At 39.9% G+C, this 20,372-nt stretch carries 25 protein-coding genes; 12 read left to right on the top strand and 13 right to left on the bottom strand.

From position 1 onward, the window contains the following. From ychF to folD, 10 genes are all read right to left on the bottom strand, one after another. Positions 1 to 1,101: a redox-regulated ATPase YchF gene (gene ychF / locus PHC76_RS13095; RefSeq protein WP_299972869.1), complete on the bottom strand. Its 1,101-nt coding sequence runs from the start codon at positions 1,099 to 1,101 to the stop codon at positions 1 to 3. Between the two features lie 190 nt (positions 1,102 to 1,291). Beyond that, positions 1,292 to 2,728, bottom strand: coding sequence for a leucyl aminopeptidase (locus tag PHC76_RS13090; protein WP_299972868.1), 1,437 nt, complete (start codon positions 2,726 to 2,728; stop codon positions 1,292 to 1,294). Next, positions 2,709 to 3,302, bottom strand: a complete 594-nt coding sequence (locus PHC76_RS13085) for a DedA family protein (RefSeq protein WP_299972866.1) — start codon at positions 3,300 to 3,302, stop codon at positions 2,709 to 2,711. Before PHC76_RS13085 ends, PHC76_RS13090 begins: the two co-directional genes overlap by 20 nt. An 8-nt stretch (positions 3,303 to 3,310) precedes the next feature. Then, a complete protein-coding gene (trpB, locus tag PHC76_RS13080) occupies positions 3,311 to 4,510 on the bottom strand; it encodes a tryptophan synthase subunit beta (RefSeq protein WP_299972865.1) in 1,200 nt (399 codons plus the stop codon). After that, positions 4,510 to 5,058, bottom strand: coding sequence for an adenine phosphoribosyltransferase (locus PHC76_RS13075; protein ID WP_299972863.1), 549 nt, complete (start codon positions 5,056 to 5,058; stop codon positions 4,510 to 4,512). The genes trpB and PHC76_RS13075 overlap by 1 nt, the downstream gene beginning before the upstream one ends. 15 nt (positions 5,059 to 5,073) lie before the next feature. Continuing rightward, positions 5,074 to 5,406, bottom strand: a complete 333-nt coding sequence (locus tag PHC76_RS13070; protein WP_299972861.1) for a hypothetical protein — start codon at positions 5,404 to 5,406, stop codon at positions 5,074 to 5,076. Positions 5,407 to 5,409: 3 nt separating this feature from the next. Further along, positions 5,410 to 5,847 carry a ribose 5-phosphate isomerase B gene (gene rpiB, locus PHC76_RS13065; RefSeq protein ID WP_299972859.1) on the bottom strand — a complete coding sequence of 146 codons (438 nt, stop codon included), beginning with the start codon at positions 5,845 to 5,847 and terminating at the stop codon, positions 5,410 to 5,412. Positions 5,848 to 5,855: 8 nt separating this feature from the next. Further along, positions 5,856 to 6,521 carry a site-2 protease family protein gene (locus PHC76_RS13060; RefSeq protein WP_299972857.1) on the bottom strand — a complete coding sequence of 222 codons (666 nt, stop codon included), beginning with the start codon at positions 6,519 to 6,521 and terminating at the stop codon, positions 5,856 to 5,858. Beyond that, positions 6,508 to 7,326, bottom strand: a complete 819-nt coding sequence (gene lepB, locus PHC76_RS13055) for a signal peptidase I (RefSeq protein WP_299972855.1) — start codon at positions 7,324 to 7,326, stop codon at positions 6,508 to 6,510. The genes PHC76_RS13060 and lepB overlap by 14 nt, the downstream gene beginning before the upstream one ends. Next, the gene (gene folD / locus PHC76_RS13050; RefSeq protein ID WP_299972854.1) at positions 7,327 to 8,181 is read right to left on the bottom strand and encodes a bifunctional methylenetetrahydrofolate dehydrogenase/methenyltetrahydrofolate cyclohydrolase FolD; all 855 of its coding nucleotides are present in this window, start codon (positions 8,179 to 8,181) and stop codon (positions 7,327 to 7,329) included. A 68-nt stretch (positions 8,182 to 8,249) separates the two neighbouring features. Here folD and PHC76_RS13045 point away from each other — a divergent pair, with 68 nt between their 5' ends. Then, the gene (locus PHC76_RS13045) at positions 8,250 to 8,612 is read left to right on the top strand and encodes a cytochrome c (RefSeq protein ID WP_299972852.1); all 363 of its coding nucleotides are present in this window, start codon (positions 8,250 to 8,252) and stop codon (positions 8,610 to 8,612) included. Beyond that, entirely contained in the window at positions 8,581 to 9,516 is a 936-nt protein-coding gene (locus PHC76_RS13040; protein ID WP_299972850.1) for an aldolase/citrate lyase family protein, read from the top strand. The genes PHC76_RS13045 and PHC76_RS13040 overlap by 32 nt, the downstream gene beginning before the upstream one ends. On the opposite strand, the gene PHC76_RS13035 is transcribed toward PHC76_RS13040, so the two are convergent. After that, on the bottom strand, positions 9,513 to 10,361 hold the full coding sequence (locus tag PHC76_RS13035; protein ID WP_299972848.1) for a hypothetical protein: 849 nt from the start codon (positions 10,359 to 10,361) through the stop codon (positions 9,513 to 9,515). The genes PHC76_RS13040 and PHC76_RS13035 overlap by 4 nt on opposite strands. Before the next feature lie 119 nt (positions 10,362 to 10,480). On the opposite strand from PHC76_RS13035, the gene hemL reads away from it, so the two are divergent. Genes hemL through PHC76_RS13010 form a run of 5 tightly spaced genes read left to right on the top strand, consistent with a single transcriptional unit; the run spans position 10,481 to position 13,263 of the window. Then, positions 10,481 to 11,764: a glutamate-1-semialdehyde 2,1-aminomutase gene (gene hemL / locus PHC76_RS13030; protein WP_299972845.1), complete on the top strand. Its 1,284-nt coding sequence runs from the start codon at positions 10,481 to 10,483 to the stop codon at positions 11,762 to 11,764. 44 nt (positions 11,765 to 11,808) lie between these two features. Then, entirely contained in the window at positions 11,809 to 12,111 is a 303-nt protein-coding gene (locus PHC76_RS13025; protein ID WP_299972843.1) for a nucleotidyltransferase domain-containing protein, read from the top strand. Then, positions 12,104 to 12,460, top strand: coding sequence for a HepT-like ribonuclease domain-containing protein (locus PHC76_RS13020; RefSeq protein ID WP_299972841.1), 357 nt, complete (start codon positions 12,104 to 12,106; stop codon positions 12,458 to 12,460). Before PHC76_RS13025 ends, PHC76_RS13020 begins: the two co-directional genes overlap by 8 nt. Positions 12,461 to 12,479: 19 nt before the next feature. Beyond that, positions 12,480 to 12,773, top strand: coding sequence for an AtpZ/AtpI family protein (locus tag PHC76_RS13015; RefSeq protein ID WP_299972839.1), 294 nt, complete (start codon positions 12,480 to 12,482; stop codon positions 12,771 to 12,773). Continuing rightward, complete coding sequence (locus PHC76_RS13010; protein ID WP_299972837.1) at positions 12,760 to 13,263, top strand: hypothetical protein; 504 nt, start codon at positions 12,760 to 12,762, stop codon at positions 13,261 to 13,263. Before PHC76_RS13015 ends, PHC76_RS13010 begins: the two co-directional genes overlap by 14 nt. Positions 13,264 to 13,267: 4 nt before the next feature. On the opposite strand, the gene PHC76_RS13005 is transcribed toward PHC76_RS13010, so the two are convergent. Then, the gene (locus PHC76_RS13005) at positions 13,268 to 13,954 is read right to left on the bottom strand and encodes a hypothetical protein (RefSeq protein ID WP_299972836.1); all 687 of its coding nucleotides are present in this window, start codon (positions 13,952 to 13,954) and stop codon (positions 13,268 to 13,270) included. Next, a complete protein-coding gene (rpoD, locus tag PHC76_RS13000; protein WP_299972834.1) occupies positions 13,954 to 15,822 on the bottom strand; it encodes an RNA polymerase sigma factor RpoD in 1,869 nt (622 codons plus the stop codon). The genes PHC76_RS13005 and rpoD overlap by 1 nt, the downstream gene beginning before the upstream one ends. Positions 15,823 to 15,977: 155 nt before the next feature. Here rpoD and PHC76_RS12995 point away from each other — a divergent pair, with 155 nt between their 5' ends. The 5 genes from PHC76_RS12995 to PHC76_RS12975 form a co-directional block, all read left to right on the top strand. Continuing rightward, on the top strand, positions 15,978 to 16,802 hold the full coding sequence (locus tag PHC76_RS12995) for a flagellar hook-basal body protein (protein WP_299972833.1): 825 nt from the start codon (positions 15,978 to 15,980) through the stop codon (positions 16,800 to 16,802). 16 nt (positions 16,803 to 16,818) lie between these two features. Then, positions 16,819 to 17,607 carry a flagellar basal-body rod protein FlgG gene (flgG, locus tag PHC76_RS12990; protein WP_299972831.1) on the top strand — a complete coding sequence of 263 codons (789 nt, stop codon included), beginning with the start codon at positions 16,819 to 16,821 and terminating at the stop codon, positions 17,605 to 17,607. 12 nt (positions 17,608 to 17,619) lie between these two features. Next, positions 17,620 to 19,542 (top strand): glycosyltransferase, encoded by a 1,923-nt coding sequence (locus PHC76_RS12985; RefSeq protein ID WP_299972829.1) that lies wholly within the window; start codon positions 17,620 to 17,622, stop codon positions 19,540 to 19,542. A 50-nt stretch (positions 19,543 to 19,592) separates the two neighbouring features. Next, positions 19,593 to 19,721 carry a hypothetical protein gene (locus tag PHC76_RS12980; protein ID WP_299972827.1) on the top strand — a complete coding sequence of 43 codons (129 nt, stop codon included), beginning with the start codon at positions 19,593 to 19,595 and terminating at the stop codon, positions 19,719 to 19,721. A gap of 170 nt (positions 19,722 to 19,891) precedes the next feature. Then, the coding region (locus PHC76_RS12975) for a Hint domain-containing protein (RefSeq protein ID WP_300210388.1) at positions 19,892 to 20,372 on the top strand (481 nt) is incomplete at its 3' end.

The raw sequence follows: 20,372 nt of genomic DNA, 5'->3' as shown, positions 1-20,372 counted from the left end.
TTAAACATTAAATCTAAAATGCATTATATCACCATCAGCAACAATATACTCTTTTCCTTCTAATCTCATTTTTCCGGCTTCTTTAGATTTGTTTTCACCACCGCAGGTAACGTAATCATCATACCCGATTACTTCCGCACGGATAAACCCTTTTTCAAAATCATTATGGATGACGGCAGCCGCTTTTGGTGCGGTAGTGTTTTTACGGATTGTCCACGCGCGAACCTCTTTAACGCCTGCTGTAAAGTAGCTCATGAGTCCGAGCTTATCAAACCCTTTACGGATGATTTGCTCTAATCCTGATTCTTCGACACCCATATCGCGTAGAAATTCATCACGCTCATCATCTTCCATACCAACAAGCTCTTCTTCGATTTTTGCACAGAGTTTGATTACTTCACATCCGTGTTTTGCGGCGTGTTCACGGAGACGTTGAACATATTCGTTATCATCAGTTAGACCATCTTCATCAACATTCGCACCGTACATAATCTCTTTTGCACTCAAAAGTCGCGTTTCACTTATCAGCTTTTCATACATTTCTGAATCGGCTTTTGGGAAGTTACGAGCAAGATTTCCTTCCGCTAAAAACTCCGCCAACTCTTCGGCGAACGCCATCATCACTACGGCATCTTTCTCATTTTTTGCCTGTTTTTTGAGACGTTCGATGCGGTTAGTCAGCACTTCGATATCGGCAAAAATAAGCTCGTTTTCGATGATTTCGACATCGAGCAGTGGATCGATACGACCTTCGGTATGAACGATATTATCATCTTCGAAACAACGGACAATTTGGAGGATTACTTCGGTTTCACGGATGTTGGAGAGAAACTTATTTCCCAATCCTTCCCCTTTACTCGCACCTTTTACTAGACCTGCGATATCGACGAAATCGAGAGTTGAGTATTGAATACGTTCAGGATTAACGATTTTAGCCAATGCATCGAGACGTTTGTCCGGTACGGGTACGGTAGCTTTGTTCGGTTCGATGGTACAGAACGGGTAGTTTGCCGCTTCGGCGTTTTGTGCTTTAGTGAGTGCGTTAAAAGTAGTTGATTTTCCGACGTTTGGTAGTCCGACAAGTCCGATTGATAAGCCCATTGTATATATCCTTAATAGTGTTTCGATGCGTAAAGTATTGGCGCAATTATAATACAGAGTTGTTGAGTGGTGACTGAGGGGAGAGCTAAGGTGTTCTATATCCGTTCGAAGGGTAAAAAGTTCATGGTTCGACAAAACAAGGGTACCCCTCGCGAAGCGATGTTTCCTTGAGCTCACCACGAACGAAGATTTATTTGCAGTGTTCCATAAGCCAGTTGAGACTCATACGCACTCCCGCACCCGTTCCGCCGTAGGTGTGAACATCCCATGCGCTTTCGGTATAGGCAGAACCTGCGATGTCGAAGTGTACCCATTTTTGTTTCATATCCTCATCGATGAAGTTATCGAGGAAGAGGGTGGCTGTGATCGCTCCGCCGTAGGGTTTGCTAGAGACGTTGCATACATCGGCGAGGTCGCTTTTAATCAGTTTTTTGAGGTGGCGGTTAAACGGGAGGTTTCCACAGTATTCACCGCTTTGCTCTGCCGCGTTGAGCCACTCTTGTTTGAGAGCTTCGTTGTGTCCCATAATCCCTGTCGTATAAGGCCCTAGAGCGACCATACACGCACCTGTGAGGGTTGCGTAGTCGAAGATATAATCGGCTTTGACGTTCTCTTGTGCGTAGCCAAGAACATCTGCGAGGACGAGGCGACCTTCAGCATCGGTGTTGCGTACTTCGATGGTTTTACCGTTTTTGGCTACCAGAACATCATCAGGTTTGTAAGCGTTTCCGCCGATCATATTCTCGACCGCTCCGACAAACGCGTGTATTTCGATGTCGAGTTTTAGCTCGCTCACCGCTTTGATGATTCCCATCACGGCGCACGCTCCCGCTTTATCCATTTTCATCGTCACCATGGAAGCTGCCGCTTTGAGACTGAGTCCGCCACTGTCATAGGTGAGCCCTTTGCCCACTAGAGTGATTACTTTGCGAGGATTTTTAGGTTTGTACGCGAGGTGAATGAGCCGAGGAGGGTTATGTGAAGCACGACCGACGGCAAGCATCGCGTTCATTTTCTCTTCCTCAAGTCCGTTGACATCGAGGATAGTGCATTCGAGGTGATTACTACCGGCTAATTGGTCTGCTGTAACCGCCATCATTTGCGGGGTCATATCGTAGGGAGTCTGGTTGACCAAGGTGCGGACAAAATTGGTTGCTTTAGCAATGATGAGCGTTTGGTTCAGTGTCGCTTCTAACAAATCAATTTCGTTGGATATTCCGTCACTGTTTTCATTCGAAAAAATGATATCACTTAGTTTGGAAGGTTTGGATTCGGATTTGTAGTGCTCAAATTTGTAGCTACCAAGCACTGCCCCCTCTATCAATGCAGAAAAACGCTCAGAAGTATATTGGGCACATTTGAGTGAGGTGTATGTGTAGTTCATCGCCGCTTTAACAGCTGTTGCCATTGCAGAGCGATAAAACTCATCACTCAGAGTGTTATCGATACCGCAGATAAGCAAACGGTGTTCATGCAAAGGAGTGATTTGTTCTTGCTCCCCTTTAAACCCCGCTTGGGTTAAAAGTGCATAATGCGGATGGGTTTCAAGGGTTTTAGCACTGACAAACTCCAACGTTAGTTCAGCATCAATTTGCTCTAGAGGTTTATTATACAGTTTGACGTTCACGGCGTTTCTCCAAAAGGTTTTTTTCGAGTCGATTCATATTGTAAATGATTCCCCAAACAATTAATCCAATCATAGGAATGGCAAAAAACCAATGACCTTTAACCCATTTGAGGATATTTAAAATCTCTTCACCATAGAAATAGGCAGGAATAATCGTAATACTTGCCCAAAAAATGGCACTAATAAAGTTAATTATGGCAAATTGGCGGCTTGAATATTGCGTAAGACCTATAGCCATAGGGATAACGGTACGCATTCCGTACATATAACGTTGAACAAAGATGACCGGCCAACCGTATTTTTTAAGTAATAGGTGAGCAATCGCAAATTTACGGCGTTGAGAACGGAGTTTATTATGAATATAACGTTTGTTAAAACGACCAATGTAAAAATAAATTTGGTCACCGATAAAACCGCCGAATCCACCGACTACTATCGAGACAGGTAGAGACATATCTCCCATGTGTGAGAAGATACCGGCCATAATTAGCCCCATTTCTCCCTCTAAAATACTCCAAAAAAAGAGGACGATGTAGCCGTATTCTCTAAGCCATCCTATTAACAGTTGCTCCACAGATAGCCTTAATTATCGAAATTTAAAATTTGTTTTGCCTGCATCATATCTTTGTCTCCGCGACCGGAGAGGTTGACGATAATGAGTTTTTCTTTGATATCGGTCATCTTTTTGAGATAAGCGACGGCATGTGCCGATTCAAAAGCGGGAATAATACCCTCAGCACGAGATAGCCATACGAAAGCATCCAACGCTTCTTGGTCGGTAATATTGTCATACCCGACATTATCGTTATCTTTGTGAAAAGCGTGTTCCGGTCCAATCCCCGGATAATCCAACCCTGCTGAGATGGAGTGGGCTTCGAGGATTTGACCGTCGTCGTCTTGGAGAAGGTAGCTCATTTGACCGTGCAATACTCCTGGACGTCCTTTTAGGAGAGAACAACCGTGCTTGTCGGTTTCAACTCCCAATCCTCCTGCTTCAATTCCGATACAGCGAACCTCTTTGTCTTCAAGGAAGTGTTGGAATGTTCCGATGGCATTGCTCCCTCCGCCGATACAGGCGATGACGTAATCGGGGAGACGGTTCTCTTTTTCCAAAATCTGAGCACGCGCTTCACACCCGATAATCGCTTGAAAATCGCGTACCATCATTGGATAAGGGTGAGGACCTGCAACGGTACCGATAATGTAAAACGTATCGCGTGCATGGGTGACCCAGTGGCGAATCGCATCATTCATCGCATCTTTGAGTGTTTTAGACCCACTCTCTACCGCGTGAACTTTCGCTCCGAGGAGTTTCATACGAAAGACGTTGAGTTCTTGGCGTGCTACGTCTTTGGCACCCATAAAGATTTCGCATTCAAGTCCAAGCAGTGCGGCGATGGTAGCCGTCGCGACACCGTGTTGACCAGCTCCCGTTTCGGCGATTACTTTTTTCTTACCCAAACGTTTTGCCATTAATCCTTGGGCGATAACGTTGTTAACTTTATGAGCACCGGTATGGTTGAGATCTTCGCGTTTGAGGTAAATTTTAGCCCCTAACTCTTCGGAGAGATTGGCGGCAAAATAGAGAGGACTCGGACGACCGACGTAATCAGTCAAATACCCGTCTACCTCGCTCCAAAAAGTTTCATCAAAACGAATTTCTTTGTAAGCGGCTTCGAGTTCTAAAAGGGCAGGCATAAGGGTTTCAGGGACGTAACGTCCTCCAAAAATGCCAAAATGTCCGTCAACCGGATCGAATTTAGAAGGGGATGGGATATACATTAATCGACTCCGATAACAGTGTAGACATTGGTTAATGTCTTTAATTTTGATTGGCCGTCTAAAAAGGTGAGCCCCATAATAAAGCATGCTTCGACACACTCCGCTCCCACTTTGTTGATAAGATTGGCTGCCGCATATGCTGTCCCACCAGTAGCGATGAGATCATCGATAAGGAGGACTTTGGGATGTTCTACTTGTGTAAAGGCATCGATATGAATTTCTACTTCATCGACACCGTATTCGAGAGAGTATTTTTCCGATACGGTAGTATAGGGAAGCTTCCCTTTTTTACGGATAGGGACAAAACCGATTCCGAGCATTTGAGCCAATGCAGCACCAAAAATAAACCCGCGAGCATCGATTCCTGCAATATGTGTGAGATTGTAACTGCTGTATTTTTCATATAAATGATTCATCAAAAGTGCATAGGCATCTTTGTTCGAGAGGAGGGTGGTTATGTCTTTAAAAATAATACCCGGTTTTGGAAAATCGGGAATATCTCGAATGGAGTGATTAAGAAAATTTATTTGTTCTTGGGAGAGATTCACACAAATCCTTTTTGGTTAAATAAGTGCATCGATACGACCTTCAAGCTCTCTAATTTTACTTTGGAGACGATCGGTATCAATACGATGTTTAGAGTTGCGTTGTTTGAGCATTTTGACTTCATTACGGAGATTGTTCAACTCTTCACTAAGAATATCAACATTTCCTAGTGCTCGTTGAAGCTGTATTTGGTATTTTCGAATCAAAATTTCTGCCTCTTTAAGGGTCAGTTTCATCATTTCACTGGAACGTTGTTCTTTGACGGTAATACTGCGAAAATAGAACATTTTCACTAAGAAAAACAGTGCACCTAACGTAACAATCGTAAGAAGTGACCACTCTAGAAACATTATTTACCCTTTTATAGCTTCGATTTTATCGACACGGCCGCAATGACGACCACCTTCAAACTTTCCTGCTATCCATGCATCTACAATCGATTCAGCTACCCCTTGACCCACGATACGCTCTCCGAAACATAACACATTGGCATCATTGTGTCCGCGAGCTACCGTAGCCGTATAAGCATCGTGGCAGAGTGCAGCACGGATACCGTGATGACGGTTAGCTGCCATTGACATACCGATTCCTGATCCACAGATCAAAATACCGTGAGATACGCTATCGGCGAGGACATTTTCACACACTTTTACGGCATAATCGGGATAATCAACCCGCTCTTTATCAAACGGTCCTAAATCAATGACTTCGTGTCCTTTAGAGCGTAAAAGCTCAACAGTAAAGTTTTTCATATCGATTCCGGCATGATCGGTTGCGACGTAAAATTTCATTTTTTTCCTTAACTTAGTAGTAGTTGCAATAGCATTTGTGTCGGCCAAAATATAAGAGGTATTTTGAGCGGCGTCATTAAAATGATGATAATAACAATCATTCCATAAGGTTCGGCTTTAGCGAAAAATTGAGCGACTTTATAGAGTTTGAATTTTAGGGCAAGATAGCCTACAAAATGAGCACCGTCAAATCCCGGAATCGGCAAAAGATTTAATACAGCAAGGATGACATTGATTTGTACTAATGACAATATGAGAAGAATCAAAAAGCTATCTCTTGTTTCTGGAGTGTATAGTGAAGTGAGTATGACAGAAAATAGTGTCGCCGAAAAAAGGTTGTAGACGATCCCCGCTAAACTTACTTGTATTGCCGCGTTATAACCGCCGTTACGGAGAACGGTTTGCATATTGACCGGAACCGGTTTTGCCCATCCGAATAAAAATCCGCTTGAAGCTCCTAAAAGTACAGGGATAAAATAGGTCATTAAAGGGACGAGAATAGAGCCAAAAGGGTCAATGTGAACCAGTGGATTAAGACTAAGTCTCCCCATGCTTTTAGCGGTAGAATCTCCGTATTTGTATGCGACCCAACCGTGCATAATTTCATGCCCGATAATAGCAATGAGTAATGCTAGGATTGAAGCGATGATAGGTGAAAAATCAGTTAAGTTCATTACTGTTTGCGTCTTCAATCATCCGTTTTTCTTGTGCACGTTTTAAAATGCCACCTTGTTCCAAATCATGCGGTGTTTTTCCAATACGATCCCAGCGGACTTTATAATCATCATCGATACTGAAATAGACAAACCATGGTGTCCCTTCGATTAACCCATATGGTACAGCTCCCCAAAAACGGCTATCATTAGAGTGGTCACGATTATCACCCATCATAAAATATTCATTTTCAGGTACTTGGATAGGACCAAAATTGAAAATTTCTATCGGAAATACACCGTTATCGACGATATGATCATCATGGTGAATACCCTCATGCTCTTTAGTATAAGGATCTTTGACCCAAAGTTTACCATCAACATTTACCAATTCATATCCTGCAAATGCTTTTTTGGCGTATTCATCCCCTTCATGTGGATGGATATAGAGAATTTTATCCATGACAAAAAGCTCATCACCCGGTAAACCGACACAGCGTTTGACGTAATGCATTTTAGTATCATTTGGATAGCGAAAAATAACGATATCACCGCGCTTAGGAGCGTCTCCATCTAGTATATGACCATCAGTGCCTGGTATTAGAGGGATTTCGAGAAACGGGATATGGGGTGTTGAAATACCATAAGCAAATTTTTTGGCAAATAGGTGATCTCCCACTAGCAAAGAATCTTTCATCGATCCACTCGGGATTTTAAATGCTTGTGCTACGAAAAAGATCACAAACAATACAATAATGACTGTCCCTGTCCATGTATTTGAAAATTTGTAAGCACTATGGGCAGCGTTAAATATTTTTTTCTTCATTTAGTTCTCTTTTGTATTGTTTTGTGCAGCTTTAAGGGTATTAGAGAGGAGCATAGCGATAGTCATCGGTCCAACTCCCCCAGGCACTGGTGTAATATAAGAGGTTTTTGGTGCAACGGCATCAAAATCGACATCTCCTACTAGACGACCATCCGGAGCGCGGTTGATTCCGATATCAATAACGATAGCATCGGGGTGCACCATATCTTCTTTAATGAGATTAATAACACCGGCACCGACGAGGATAATGTCGGCTGCAAGGGTGTGTTTTTTCAAATCATCGGTGAAAATATGACAAATTTCAACCGTAGCATTAGCGTTAAGTAAGAGTGCCGCCATCGGTTTTCCGACGATATTGGATGCACCGACAACACAGCAGTTTTTCCCTTTTGGATCGATGTTGTATTCGCTTAAAAGTTCCATAACCCCTAGTGGTGTACACGGAACAAAGCCATCTAGTCCAGTTGCTAGGCGACCTACGTTATAAGGGTGAAACCCATCAACGTCTTTATTCGGTGCGACTACTTCGAGAATTTTAGTGGTATCGATGTGGCTAGGGAGGGGTAATTGAATCAAAATACCATCAATGTTTGGATTGGTATTCATCATTTCGATGGTTTTAACGATGGCATCTTGGGAGATATCATCGGGCATTTCATGAGTTACGGAATAAAATCCTGCACGGTCACACGCTTTTTTCTTCATCCCGACATAGGCTTGACTCGCCGGATCATGACCAACGAGTATAACGGCTAATCCAGGGACTCTCCCTGTCTCTTGTTTGAGTTTTTTCGCTTCACTTGAGACTCTTTGCTCGATTTTTTGTGCGAGTGCTTTCCCATCTAATAATTGCATTTAGTCACCGTAAAATTGTTTTTGGGTATGATACCGATAAATAACTAACAGTTGGTTAAAGGGGTTACGTGAAAGTAGTATTTGTTTTGTTGATTGCCCTTCAACTCTATAGTGCCACCTCATTTATTACCAAAGAAGAGTATGCCGCAAATCTTTACCATAATCCTCGCGGTATTGGATGTCAAATGTGCCATGGGGAATTAGGTGAGGGGAAAAAGATAGCCACCTACAAGGAAGAAGGTGAAAAAAAAGTCTTTGAAGGGACACCGATTAATAAAATTACTTTTGCCCAATTTTATACCCGTGTAAATAGTAAAATTATTGGTATGCCGCGTTATTATCTTACCGATACGGAGATTCAAACCCTTTTTTATTATCTTCATCGTGAGGAATTTAAACATGCTGCACAAACACCAAAACCGTCTCATTGATTTACTTAAATTTCACGATTTAGAGGGAATAAAAGGGTTGGCAATCCCTACCGAACGTCTACAAAATCACTCTCTTTCATGGCGTTCAGCCCTTATGCTCTCAACCCATAATCTTAAACATCTTCTTAAAATTCCTACAATTAATGCCGAATGCATTATGCTTAATCTCGAAGACGGTGTGAGTGCCGAACAAAAGCCCTATGCACTGGTGTTATGTGCACTTGCCCTTTCATCCAATACACAATGTGATAAGAAACTTATCGTCCGTGTCAATCCTTTGGATGAAGGGGGATGTGAAGAGATAGCCTATTTAAACCCTTTTAAGCCCGATGGGATACGCATCCCTAAAATTAGGACGGTTGCTGATGTAGAGCGTGCTTTGGAATTGATTGATGAAAATATTGAAGTTCATCTCTCTATTGAAACCAAAGAGGCGTGGTTAGGATTATCTTCACTGGCGATACATCCTCGTATAAAAGCATATTATTTAGGGATATTGGACCTTTTTGCCGATTTGGGACTTTCTCACTCCCTTTTACTTCCTGATAATCCGGCATTGCAATATATACTTTCCCACTTTTTGATTACAAGTCGTGCATGTGGAGTAAAAGCCGTCTCTTTTGTCTACCAAGACTATAAAAATAGCGAAGGGCTCAGACATTGGCTAGAACTTGAAAAAATGATTGGATTTGATGCAAAAGGGTGTATCTCCCCTGATCAAGTTGAATTGATCCATGATATATTTGGACATACTATTTCTGAGATAGAGAGATGTTATGAAATTATCCGATTGTTTGAAGAACATGCTGCGCTAGGAATGAGCGGGTTTAGTGATGAGCGTTTCGGATTTATCGATGAGCCGATATACAAAGGGGCATTGGCGGTTGTTAAAACGCTAGTTTAGTTCATAAAATACTTAGTTGTAGCTCGTATAAGTGTTTTTTGTCGGGGACGAGGAAATTTATGATAGGATGTTTCAATTGCCATTTGTGTGACCTTATCCACTAATTCTGATTGTCCCTTTTTTATAAATCGGATTTCTGAAATATTACCATCGGGATATAGGTAAAATTCGATTAGATTCTGACTATTAAGATAATAACCATCTGGAATTTTAGAATCACCTACGCGATTTAAAGTTTTTTGATAGATGCCTCCAATCTCATCGAGATTATCTTCGATATATTGTTGTTCTGCTTCAGAAAGTTCCTCAAATTTATTACCGTAAAGTTTTTTAATGTTGTTATTTAACTTTGCAGTAGGAGAAGAAGATGTCTTATTAACCGTATCAGGTCTTGATAAAATATCGTATAAGCCTTGTTCTTTTTTTGGTTGAGGTTGTCGATCAATATCGGCAACTATTTTAGCAACATGACGCTCAAACGCTTTTTTTGGTTCGGGTGTAACAGGTAGTGCTTGTGGAGGCAGTGGCTGAGATAATGGTTTGGCGGGTTCAATTTTAGATTCAACTTGCGGTTGCATCTTTGTTGGTGTTGGTATTTCTAACTGTTCTCCATGAGGGATTGGTTGTGCTTGGGTAATTTTTGGGATAGTGTTTGTGACTAATGACTTTTTTAAAACTATTGATCGTTCTTTAAGAGAAACTTTAAAGCGTGATTCTTCGGGTTTATCTGCTTTTGGTGCTAGAGGAGGGGCAGGAATTATTAAAATGAGCAAAACAACAACCAAATGGACGAGTAGCGCAATAATCAATCCATAAATAGAAAAAGAAGTAGTTCGTTGTTGCATGAAATCCAAATGATTTGTTAAGTATTAGAGAATTATAGCCAAACAAGCGTAAATGGTATTATTTGAGGTTAATGGAGCTAAGGATATAATAGTGTACTAACTTGCAAGGAAAATATTGTATGACTATTGAACACTCTGTTACAGCCTTTGAAAAAGCCCAAAATCTTATCCCAGGCGGTGTAAACTCCCCTGTACGTGCCTTTAAAAGCGTCGGTGGGATTCCCCGTTTTATTTCGCGTGGAGAGGGCGGTTATTTGGTCGATATCGATGAAAATCGTTACGTCGATTATGTCCAGAGCTGGGGACCGTTGATTTTCGGACATCGTGATGAATCTATCGAAAATGCGGTAATCGAAGCGGTCAAACACGGTCTTAGTTTCGGTGCGCCGACTGAAGCGGAATCAGAACTTGCGGAGCTTATTATCTCTATCTATGATTCCATCGAGAAAATCCGTTTCGTCAGTAGTGGAACCGAAGCGGTGATGAGTGCCATCCGTCTCGCTCGCGGATTCACTGGACGTGATGACATCGTTAAATTCACAGGATGCTACCACGGTCACAGTGATGCACTGCTAGTTCAAGCGGGTTCAGGTGCCGTGACATTCGGAACACCGAGTTCTCCGGGAGTGCCAGCAGACTTTACTAAACATACGCTTCTAGCCGAATACAACAACATTGAAAGCGTCAAAAAATGTTTCCAAGATAGTCCGGGAATTGCCTGTGTCATTATCGAACCGATTGCTGGAAATATGGGTCTCGTCCCCGCAACCAAAGATTTTCTCGCAGAGCTAAGAGTTGTATGTGATGAGTATGGTGCTCTTCTCATTTTTGATGAAGTGATGAGTGGTTTTCGAGCATGTCTACACGGTGCAGAGAGCATCACAGGAACCAAACCCGATTTGGTAACACTCGGAAAAGTTATCGGCGGCGGTATGCCCGTTGGTGCATTCGGCGGACGTCGTGAGATTATGGCTCACCTTTCGCCTGAGGGGGGCGTGTATCAGGCAGGAACTCTCAGTGGTAACCCTGTGGCGATGGCGGCAGGATTGGCATCAATTCGTAAACTTAAAACAAACGGACGGGTATTTAGTGTTCTCGAAGAGCGGGCAAAACGTTTGATGAGTGGATTTGCGGAAGCAGCAGCCAAATATAATATCGGACTGCAAACCGACGTTAGAGGGTCTATGTTTGGATTTTTCTTTTGCGATACAGAAGTTACCAATTTCGCCTCTGCATTGAAGAGCGACACGGCGCGCTTTGCCAAGTTTCATGCGGCGATGCTCGATGCTGGGTTTTACTTTGCGTGTTCACAGTTTGAGACAGGATTTATCTCTACTGCTACGACTGATGCGATGATTGAAGAGACGATTGTAGCGGCGGAAAAGATTTTTTCAGAGTTATAATCAGATAGTTTTACATGCTATAATTTAAATTATGGAGGGATTAGATGTCTACAAAGAATGATATTTTATTGACACTAAAACAACTCAAACCGTTGTATGCACAAGAGGGTGTTTTGCTTTTGGGTCTGTTTGGAAGTTTTGCAAAAGAGACACAAAACGATTTTAGTGATATTGATATTGCATACACTTTGGATTATGAACGATTTTCTATGAAATACCAAGATGGTTTTTCAAAACTTTTGCGCATAGATACAATACGAAATGAATTGCAAAATAGATTTAAAGCAAAAGTTGATTTTGTTTCGGATGCGAATAAAGCGATTTTAAAAGAGATTATCTATGTCTAGTGCGATTAATAGGCTTGAAAAAATTATCGAATGTATTGAAAATATTGACTTTATACTCTCATCAAATGAAGTAAAAGTTACACAAGCGATTGAAGATAAGATTATTAAGCCGGCAGTTAGAATGAACTTAGTGCGAATTGCTGAACAATTTTCAAAACTTAAAGACGACAATGAATTTACAGTTTTAGAACATTTTTCCAATAATGATTTAAAAGGTATTAATGCCGTTCGTAATTATATAGCACACGATTATGATAGTACGGATGATCATATTATCGAAGATGTGATTCGATATAATTTACCAATTTTTAAAGAGATTACTAAAAATATTATTGCTAATAATAAATAATTACAAATAAAGGAATGAGATGGAAAACGAAGAACACAAACCCCGTATTAAACCAATCATCGAAGGGGCAGAGTCTTTATCTCTCGGTATTTCGATGGTGGTGGCTGTTTTAATCGGTGTTGGTATCGGTTTAGGTCTTAAAAAACTCACTGGGATAACGTGGTTGTTATGGGTCGGTGTTGGTATCGGTATTGCCGCCGCTATTTTAAATGTTTATAAAGCCTATAGCAAACAATACAAAGAGTTTGAAAAGTTAGCAAAAGATCCCCGATACAATATGGGGAAACAAGTGGATGACGATGACGAAGATTAAAAATTCTCTTGTTTTGATTTTAGCTTTACAAGCAGGTGTTTTACTTTTATGGTTGATTTCAAAAGCGGTATTTGTTAGTTTTGAGGTGGCACTTCTCTCTGGTGCACTTATTACGATGGGCTCACTTTATGCCTATCGTAATATGATTCGAAGCCGTGTTGAACATACTGAAATCGATGATAGTAAAGATGTTATTGATGAGCTTGAGGATCCTTATGATTTGTATGAAGAGGAGCGTGAGGAAGAGATTACCGATATTAAGCAGATGATTAAAGAGGAAAAAGCGCGTCAAAAACAGCAAATCGTCCATAATACGGTTAAAAACGGAGCGGCATGGGTATCGATGTATCGCTTGCTTCCCTATGCGTTTTTAATTCTCGGTTTTCTCGGACTTCAAAACAACCATTCTCTTCAGCTTATCCCTTATATGGTGGGATTGGGCGTGGGAATTATCACAGGTTATGTATTAGCACGCAAGTGGTTTTTATAACCGCTTACTTGGTAATCATTGGAATGTTAATCGTTACTTTTGACTCTTTAATATCGATTGAGAGGTGATTTTCTTCCGCTAAATGGGTTAATTCAGAAGTGTATTTGCGGTTAAAGTTCGGTGCACTCACTTCGACTGCAAATAAAGAGTATTTCTCCCCTTCAAATTTAACATGTTCACCCACACGAAAAAAGAGATGGGTTAGTATCGAGTGATTATCGTGAAACGATTGATAGGTTTTATTGAGAAGCTTGATAAAAAGGTCAGTATGGAGTCTGATATCGGGTAGGGTAGGGTCAAGCTCTTTGGTATAGGTGGTAGAACCACCGATAGAGTTGGAGCTAATACATAAATCGACGAGGGTATAGATATTAACTAATTGCCCTTGAGGTTTTTGCTTCGCCATATTGAATGAGGGGAGTTGATAGAGGCGTATACCGATTTCTTCTTCATTTTCATACCCGACCGTAATCCCAAAAAATTTAAATCGTCCAAACTCTAAATCTAAGAAGGTGGTTTTAAATCCAAAAGAGGAGTTAGCATAGGTCATTGCAATCTCGTATAGTGAGGAAGCATTGGTAACACCCAATAGATATTGGGCTTCGGTATTAAGCGATAAAATTTTACCGCTGGAGCTAAATAGGACGAATGGATTAAAATCGTACTCAATCCATTGTTGTTCGAACGTCATTAGTCCTCGATATAGTTTTTAAGTTTACGACCCACTTTTGGGTGTTTAAGTTTTTTGATTGCACTGCTCTCGATTTGGCGGACACGCTCACGGGTAACATTGAGCTCTTTTCCGATCTCTTCGAGAGTACGGTCACTTTCATCATCCATGATACCAAAACGCATTTTGATAACCGCTTTTTCACGTTCATTGAGTTGTTCTAAAACCCCTTCGATTTGTACTTTCAAATCATCTTTGAGGATTGCATCACTCGGTGAAATCGACATTTTATCTTCGATAAAGTCACCGAAACGGCCATCTTCTTCATTTCCGATAGGAGCTTCGAGAGAGATTGGTTCTTTGGTGATTTTGATAACGTTTTTAACTTTCTCAACCGATAAGCCAACTTCTTCTGCGATGGTTTCAACATCCGGCTCTTTTCCGTGCTCTTGGAGATGTTTACGCATAATTTTATTAATTCGGTTAATCGTCTCAATCATATGAATCGGAATACGGATCGTACGTGCTTGGTCAGCGATAGCACGGCTAATCGCTTGACGAATCCACCATGTCGCATAGGTCGAGAATTTGTACCCTTTTTGGTATTCGAATTTATCGACCGCTTTCATCAAACCGATATTTCCCTCTTGAATCAAATCCAAGAATGGCAAACCGCGGTTGGTATAGCGTTTCGCGATAGAGACCACGAGACGGAGGTTCGATTTTGCCATACGAGTTTTAGAAACTTCGGAAATATTTTTACCCCGTTTTATCTGCTCCAAAATATCAGCTAATTTTTCAGGCTCCATATTGAAGCCCCCTTTAGAAGCCTCTTTGGTCTGAATCAATTTTTTGATCTCCATATAGGTACTGACCATGGTTGCTTCGGGAACTTTTGTAGCGATCTCTTCTTTGGTTAAATCACAAATTTTTTCTAAAATAATAGTGTGATTTTTTTTGAGTTGATCGTTAAACAAAGGAAGTTTGTACTCCAAACGTTTAAGTTCACGATCAAACCCCTCATCACTGCGAAGGGCTGTCTCCATCGATCGTACAAGTTCATTGATGAGTTTAGAGGTTGGTCCAAGATCGAGCAAAGCTTCTTTAAGGGTTTTTTTCTTAAAACTAACATTGAGGAAAAAGAGGACATAGTCTCCGTCCATCTCTTCGAGTGGTCGCTCATCGAGCATTTTCTCAGTTGCTTTCGCCCAATCTTTTTTCGCTTTTTCGAGTGCTTTAAACGAAGTGACAACTTTTTCAATCCGTTTTTTATCTTTTGCGGATGGAGCTTTTTCGTTAACTTCATCCTCATCACTATCCTCATCGTCATCGACTTCAACATCACTATCTTCGTCTTCACCATCTTCAAAGCTTTTAAAAAGCTCTTTAACACGGCGCTCACGGTTGATTAATGGATCTTTATAATCGAGGATAAAATCGATCAGATAGGGGACAGAACAGATAGCATCGATGATGATTCCCTCACCCATCTCCATCCGTTTAGAGATTTCGACCTCTTCTTCTTTGCTTAAAAGAGGAATCTGCCCCATTTCACGTAAATACATACGTACCGGAGAATCCGATCGTGACCACTCTAATAGCTCATGTTGTTTCAGGATATCGAATTGATCGCTGCTCGCTTCTTCGATGTATTTTAGTTGTGCAACACGTCGTGCATCTGCTTCTTGTTGATTCAGAATTTTTGCATGTTCAGACGAAGTGAATAGACAAATTTTATATTTTTCGGCCAATTTTAAAATATTTTTGGCTTGCGCAAGAGTAGGTTGTTTATCGTACGCTTCGACGATTACTTCATACGTTAAGCAGTTTTTCGATTTATGTTCGGAAAACAAGGTTTCGAGATGTTTGTTTAAATCTTTGACGCTCATACGTGGAGGGCTCCCTTGCGGTTTTAAAAAGAATCGGATTATACCGAGATTTTCTTAAAACTCACCTATTTTAGTGATTAATAAAATTTATGAACAAATTTAAAAGTGGAATACTCTTTGCTTTAACTCGATTATTACGATCTCAAGGAAGACACATGCAAACGGGATATTATGCTGCTACAGGCGGTATGGTCGCACAGTTTAATCGTATGGACACTATTGCTACCAATTTAGCCAATGCAAATACTGCTGGCTATAAGCATGATCAGCTTATTACCGGAGATTTTGCTCGTCTTTACAAAGAAGCAAGAGATACTCTTCCACTCAATAATAATACGACTGAATCAGCACAATTTTTAAACCGTTCTCTTTCTCGTGTACCGCAGATTACAGACTCTTATACCGATTTTTCTCAAGGTACACTTCAAAAAACAGATAACACATTGGATGTTGCTTTAGGGAAGGAGGGACAGTTTTTTGCGGTACAAACTCCTCAAGGTATACGTTTAACACGTGATGGCTTATTTACCCTCAATGGTGATGGGAAATTGGTTACTAAGCAAGGGTATGAAGTCCTTCCAAATGACTACTTTAAGTCCAAATCAACAATAACAATAAATCCTCAAGATGAAATAGTGACTATCGATAGAAACGGATTAATTTCTAATAATATCCCAGGAAGTACCAAGATGGTTGCCAATAAGCAACTGATGATTGTTGAACCTCAGAATCTACGTATGCTTAAAAAAGAGGGAGATGGGTTGTATATTCCTGATCCTGCTGAAGAGCTTACACCGATTGATAATAGTGGCAATGTGATGCAAGGATACACCGAAAAAAGTAACGTCAATGCGGTCAATGAAATGGTTGCACTTGTAGAAGCTAATCGCCTTGTAGGGATGTATCAAAAAGCGATGGATGCCCAAATGAATGACATGAACCGTGATGCGATAGAAAAAATCGCCGTAACTCACCGATAATTAAGGAGATAAAACCATGATGCAATCACTCTATACCAGCTCGACCGGAATGTTGGCAATGCAAACACAAATCGATACTACCGCCAATAATATTGCCAACGTCAATACTATGGGATACAAAAAATCACGTGCTGAATTTGCCGATTTGATGTACAAAGTGATGACTTACGCCGGAACTTCTACGAGTGATACTACCAAATCACCGACAGGGATTGAGGTGGGGCTTGGGGTTCGACCGACGGCTATTAACAAAATATTTTCCGAAGGGAGTCTCAAGCAAACTGAGAACCCATTGGATTTGGCAATTACCGGAAAAGGGTTTTTAAAGCTTCAGCTTCCGAACGGAACAGAAGTGTATACACGAAACGGTGCTTTAAAAGTGGATCAGAATGGGACATTGGTAAACTCAGATGGATACACGCTCATTCCTGAAATTGTTATCCCTGAAGATGCTATTAATGTGACTATTGGGACAGATGGAATTGTCAGTGTGACGCAACCGGGTCAAGCTCAAGCGACACAAGTTGGTCAAATGTCATTAACCAATTTTATTAATCCGGCAGGTCTCCATGCTATGGGGGATAACCTTTTTATAGAAACAGACAGCTCGGGTCAACCGGTAGAGGGGATACCTGGAGAAACAGGATTAGGAATTATTCGTCAAGGATTTACGGAATTATCCAATGTTCAATTGGTTGTTGAACTTACCGATTTGATTACGGGTCAACGTGCCTATGATGCAAATTCAAAAGTGATTACAACAAGTGATGAGATGCTTGCAACCACCAATGGATTGAAGCGATAAAGATTTAAAATAATGATGTTGATACTTTTAAAAGAGGAACTTAGTAAAAATCCTTTAAATCATGGTACAAATGTAAAGCTTGCACAGTTTTATCTACATGAATTAAAAGAATATGATAATGCAATAATTTATTTTGAAAATGCAAGAGCAATTCGTCAAGACGTACCAGGTCCATTACAGGGCCTCATTAATGCTTATAAACAGAGTGGAAATAGTGAAAAAGCTTTCTTTTTAGTAGAAGATGCAAGAAAAAAGTTTCCTAATCATTTAGGGTTTAATAATTTATACATAGCTATTTTAATGGATATGGGTCGTTTACATGATGCTATTATTTTTTTAGAGAGCTTAAACGATAACACTGCTTTTTCTTTTCGCTTAGCTAGGCTATACTTTAATGTTGGGCGTTTAAATGATTCACTAATAATTTTATCAAAAATCAAAGAACATGATAATGATTATGAAAAAAAATTGTTAATTGAATCTAATATTTACAGAAGGATGAATGATTCTAAAAAAGCACTAGAAATCATTAAAACAGCTTATGAAAAATATCCTCTCAATCTTGATATAAATTTATCATTTATCGAAAGTTTATTTCGTTGGATTTCCAAAAGACAAGCTTATGAACTTTTGCAATCTGTCGAAGAAAACTTTGTATTAGAGCCAAAGACTATTATTCAAAAATGTTCCATGTTTCGACGAGATGGACTTTATAGTGAAATTCGCACTATTCTTGCAAATTCTTTAGAACAATTTAAGAAGCACCAATCTTTAATTAACCATTTGTTTTTAGAACTTCTTAATAAAGGATTATTTGATGAAGCACAATGTTTATTGATTGAATCTCAAAAAGAGTCAATATTTAATAATGAATCTCTCTCCATGTTACGTGGTAAGTTTTCATTTATGCTTTGGAAAATAGATGAAGCATATCAATACTATCTTGAAGCAGAACGACAGAGTAAACCATCTAAACGATATTATCATGAGACTATGACTTCTGCATTATTAAGTTTTGCTATCGATGAAGCTAATCAAATTCAACTAGATCGTTGCAATGATAAAACCCAAGCTATTAAAAATCCTACACAAAGTATTCATGGTCAAATACTAAATGAATTTTTGCTTGAAAAAGAGCTATGTGCCCATTTAAGAAAATCTCTTATTGCTTCGGATACTGAAGCTTTACGTAATATAGTACTTGAATATTCGCATAATCTTGCCTCATCAATAGCTTGGTTAGTGCATTTGCGTAAGTTAGGCTTATTTTCTCAAACTTTCAAACCATCTCTTCAAAAAATACCTCATAATATTATCCGTTTTTGGGATACATCAACGATTCCTGAGGATATTATCGAGTTGATGCAAACATGGGAAGATTATCATAGCGGATGGAATATTTATACTTTTGATGATAGTTCGGCTAAATCATTTATTATGGAACATTTTGGCGCTTCCCTTACACAAGTTTATCGTCATGCTAAATCTCCAGCGAATAAAAGTGATATTTTCAGATTAGCAGCTTTATACGTTTTAGGTGGTGTCTATGCTGATGCAGATGACCGATGTCTAGGAAATGTCAGTGATATAATTCGTCATTATGATTTTGTTGGCTACCAAGAACATTTTGGATCATCTGGAAATAATTTTTTAGCCATCTCTCCCTCTCATCCTATTGTAAAATATGCACTTGATTCTTTGATTGAGGATTATGAAAATGGCTCGACTGAATCCGTTTGGCTCTCTAGCGGACCGGGATTAATGAGCCGATCATTATCCCGTTACTTAGCCGAAAATTTTGATTCATTTAAAAATGGTGAGATTGATATTATCCTCTATAATGTATTTGAACTGTATCATACCGTCGCATTTCACTGTTTTGCCCATTATAAAACGACCGATTTGCATTGGACTAAATCAGAATTTAAATCATAATAGAAAATACTATATCTCAATATATAACCCTTTATGGTTCAGATGAGAGTTTGAACCAAACAGGAGAACTATCTCTTCCTCGTGCTATGTCACAACGTCAACTTCCTAAAGCGATTAAAGAGCGTTTGGAGATAAGAGCGTTAGAACTTTTTGCTTCTGAGGTTAGTGTGAGTGCGTAAGGCACTCATACTAACCAAAAAGAGCTACTATTTTTCACATTGGACTTCTTCATTCATTTTGATCGTAGATATTGCTTAAATAATAATGCAAAAACTATCTATTTTTTTATCAATATTTAAGTTTATTTATAAAATAATAATAGTAAACAATATTTAAAAAGGGTTAAAGAATGGCAAGTATTACATACACGTATGGTTATGCAAGTATGAGTGTTAATTCAAGTGGAACCATTGATTATTCAGATGGGATAGTTAATGTTACTGTCACCGAATCTAGTGCGGATGGAGTTTTAACAATAGGTGAGTCTGTCACTTTTTCTGCGAGCGGTGGTGCGAATTCGTATGTATATAACGGCTCTGCAGTATATCAGGGTGTTGATCAATACGGAAATCCTGTATTTGTCTTTGGAACAGAAACTCGAATTTTAAGCAATAGTGTTGTGGGCAGTTATGAAACTTCGGGAGCTTATAACACTACAGCAACTACTATCCCTATTTGTTTTATGTCAGGCACCCTCATCACCACCCCGAACGGAACAACCAATGTCGAATCACTCTCTATCGGAGATGAAGTAATAACGACAGAAGGTGTTGTCCAAAAAGTGAAATGGGTTGGAGTTCAAAACTGCCATAAATTTACCCTCCCTACCA

Source organism: Sulfuricurvum sp., assembly GCF_028710345.1.
GTDB lineage: Bacteria > Campylobacterota > Campylobacteria > Campylobacterales > Sulfurimonadaceae > Sulfuricurvum.
Note: the sequence above shows the minus strand (reverse complement) of the source record. Positions and strands in the feature narration are given on the sequence as shown.

Excerpts from the sequence above, each read along its gene's own strand:
- PHC76_RS13020 (WP_299972841.1), top strand. The coding sequence starts at position 12,104 with ATGTCTAGTGCGATTAATAGGCTTGAAAAAATTATCGAATGTATTGAA.
- PHC76_RS12995 (WP_299972833.1), top strand. The coding sequence starts at position 15,978 with ATGCAAACGGGATATTATGCTGCTACAGGCGGTATGGTCGCACAGTTT.
- rpiB (WP_299972859.1), bottom strand. The coding sequence starts at position 5,847 with ATGAAATTTTACGTCGCAACCGATCATGCCGGAATCGATATGAAAAAC.
- PHC76_RS12985 (WP_299972829.1), top strand. The coding sequence starts at position 17,620 with ATGATGTTGATACTTTTAAAAGAGGAACTTAGTAAAAATCCTTTAAAT.
- PHC76_RS13040 (WP_299972850.1), top strand. The coding sequence starts at position 8,581 with ATGCTGCACAAACACCAAAACCGTCTCATTGATTTACTTAAATTTCAC.
- PHC76_RS13060 (WP_299972857.1), bottom strand. The coding sequence starts at position 6,521 with ATGAACTTAACTGATTTTTCACCTATCATCGCTTCAATCCTAGCATTA.
- ychF (WP_299972869.1), bottom strand. The coding sequence starts at position 1,101 with ATGGGCTTATCAATCGGACTTGTCGGACTACCAAACGTCGGAAAATCA.
- PHC76_RS13070 (WP_299972861.1), bottom strand. The coding sequence starts at position 5,406 with ATGTTTCTAGAGTGGTCACTTCTTACGATTGTTACGTTAGGTGCACTG.
- PHC76_RS13010 (WP_299972837.1), top strand. The coding sequence starts at position 12,760 with ATGACGAAGATTAAAAATTCTCTTGTTTTGATTTTAGCTTTACAAGCA.
- trpB (WP_299972865.1), bottom strand. The coding sequence starts at position 4,510 with ATGTATATCCCATCCCCTTCTAAATTCGATCCGGTTGACGGACATTTT.
- folD (WP_299972854.1), bottom strand. The coding sequence starts at position 8,181 with ATGCAATTATTAGATGGGAAAGCACTCGCACAAAAAATCGAGCAAAGA.
- PHC76_RS13015 (WP_299972839.1), top strand. The coding sequence starts at position 12,480 with ATGGAAAACGAAGAACACAAACCCCGTATTAAACCAATCATCGAAGGG.
- PHC76_RS13035 (WP_299972848.1), bottom strand. The coding sequence starts at position 10,361 with ATGCAACAACGAACTACTTCTTTTTCTATTTATGGATTGATTATTGCG.
- PHC76_RS13005 (WP_299972836.1), bottom strand. The coding sequence starts at position 13,954 with ATGACGTTCGAACAACAATGGATTGAGTACGATTTTAATCCATTCGTC.
- flgG (WP_299972831.1), top strand. The coding sequence starts at position 16,819 with ATGATGCAATCACTCTATACCAGCTCGACCGGAATGTTGGCAATGCAA.
- rpoD (WP_299972834.1), bottom strand. The coding sequence starts at position 15,822 with ATGAGCGTCAAAGATTTAAACAAACATCTCGAAACCTTGTTTTCCGAA.
- PHC76_RS13025 (WP_299972843.1), top strand. The coding sequence starts at position 11,809 with ATGTCTACAAAGAATGATATTTTATTGACACTAAAACAACTCAAACCG.
- hemL (WP_299972845.1), top strand. The coding sequence starts at position 10,481 with ATGACTATTGAACACTCTGTTACAGCCTTTGAAAAAGCCCAAAATCTT.
- lepB (WP_299972855.1), bottom strand. The coding sequence starts at position 7,326 with ATGAAGAAAAAAATATTTAACGCTGCCCATAGTGCTTACAAATTTTCA.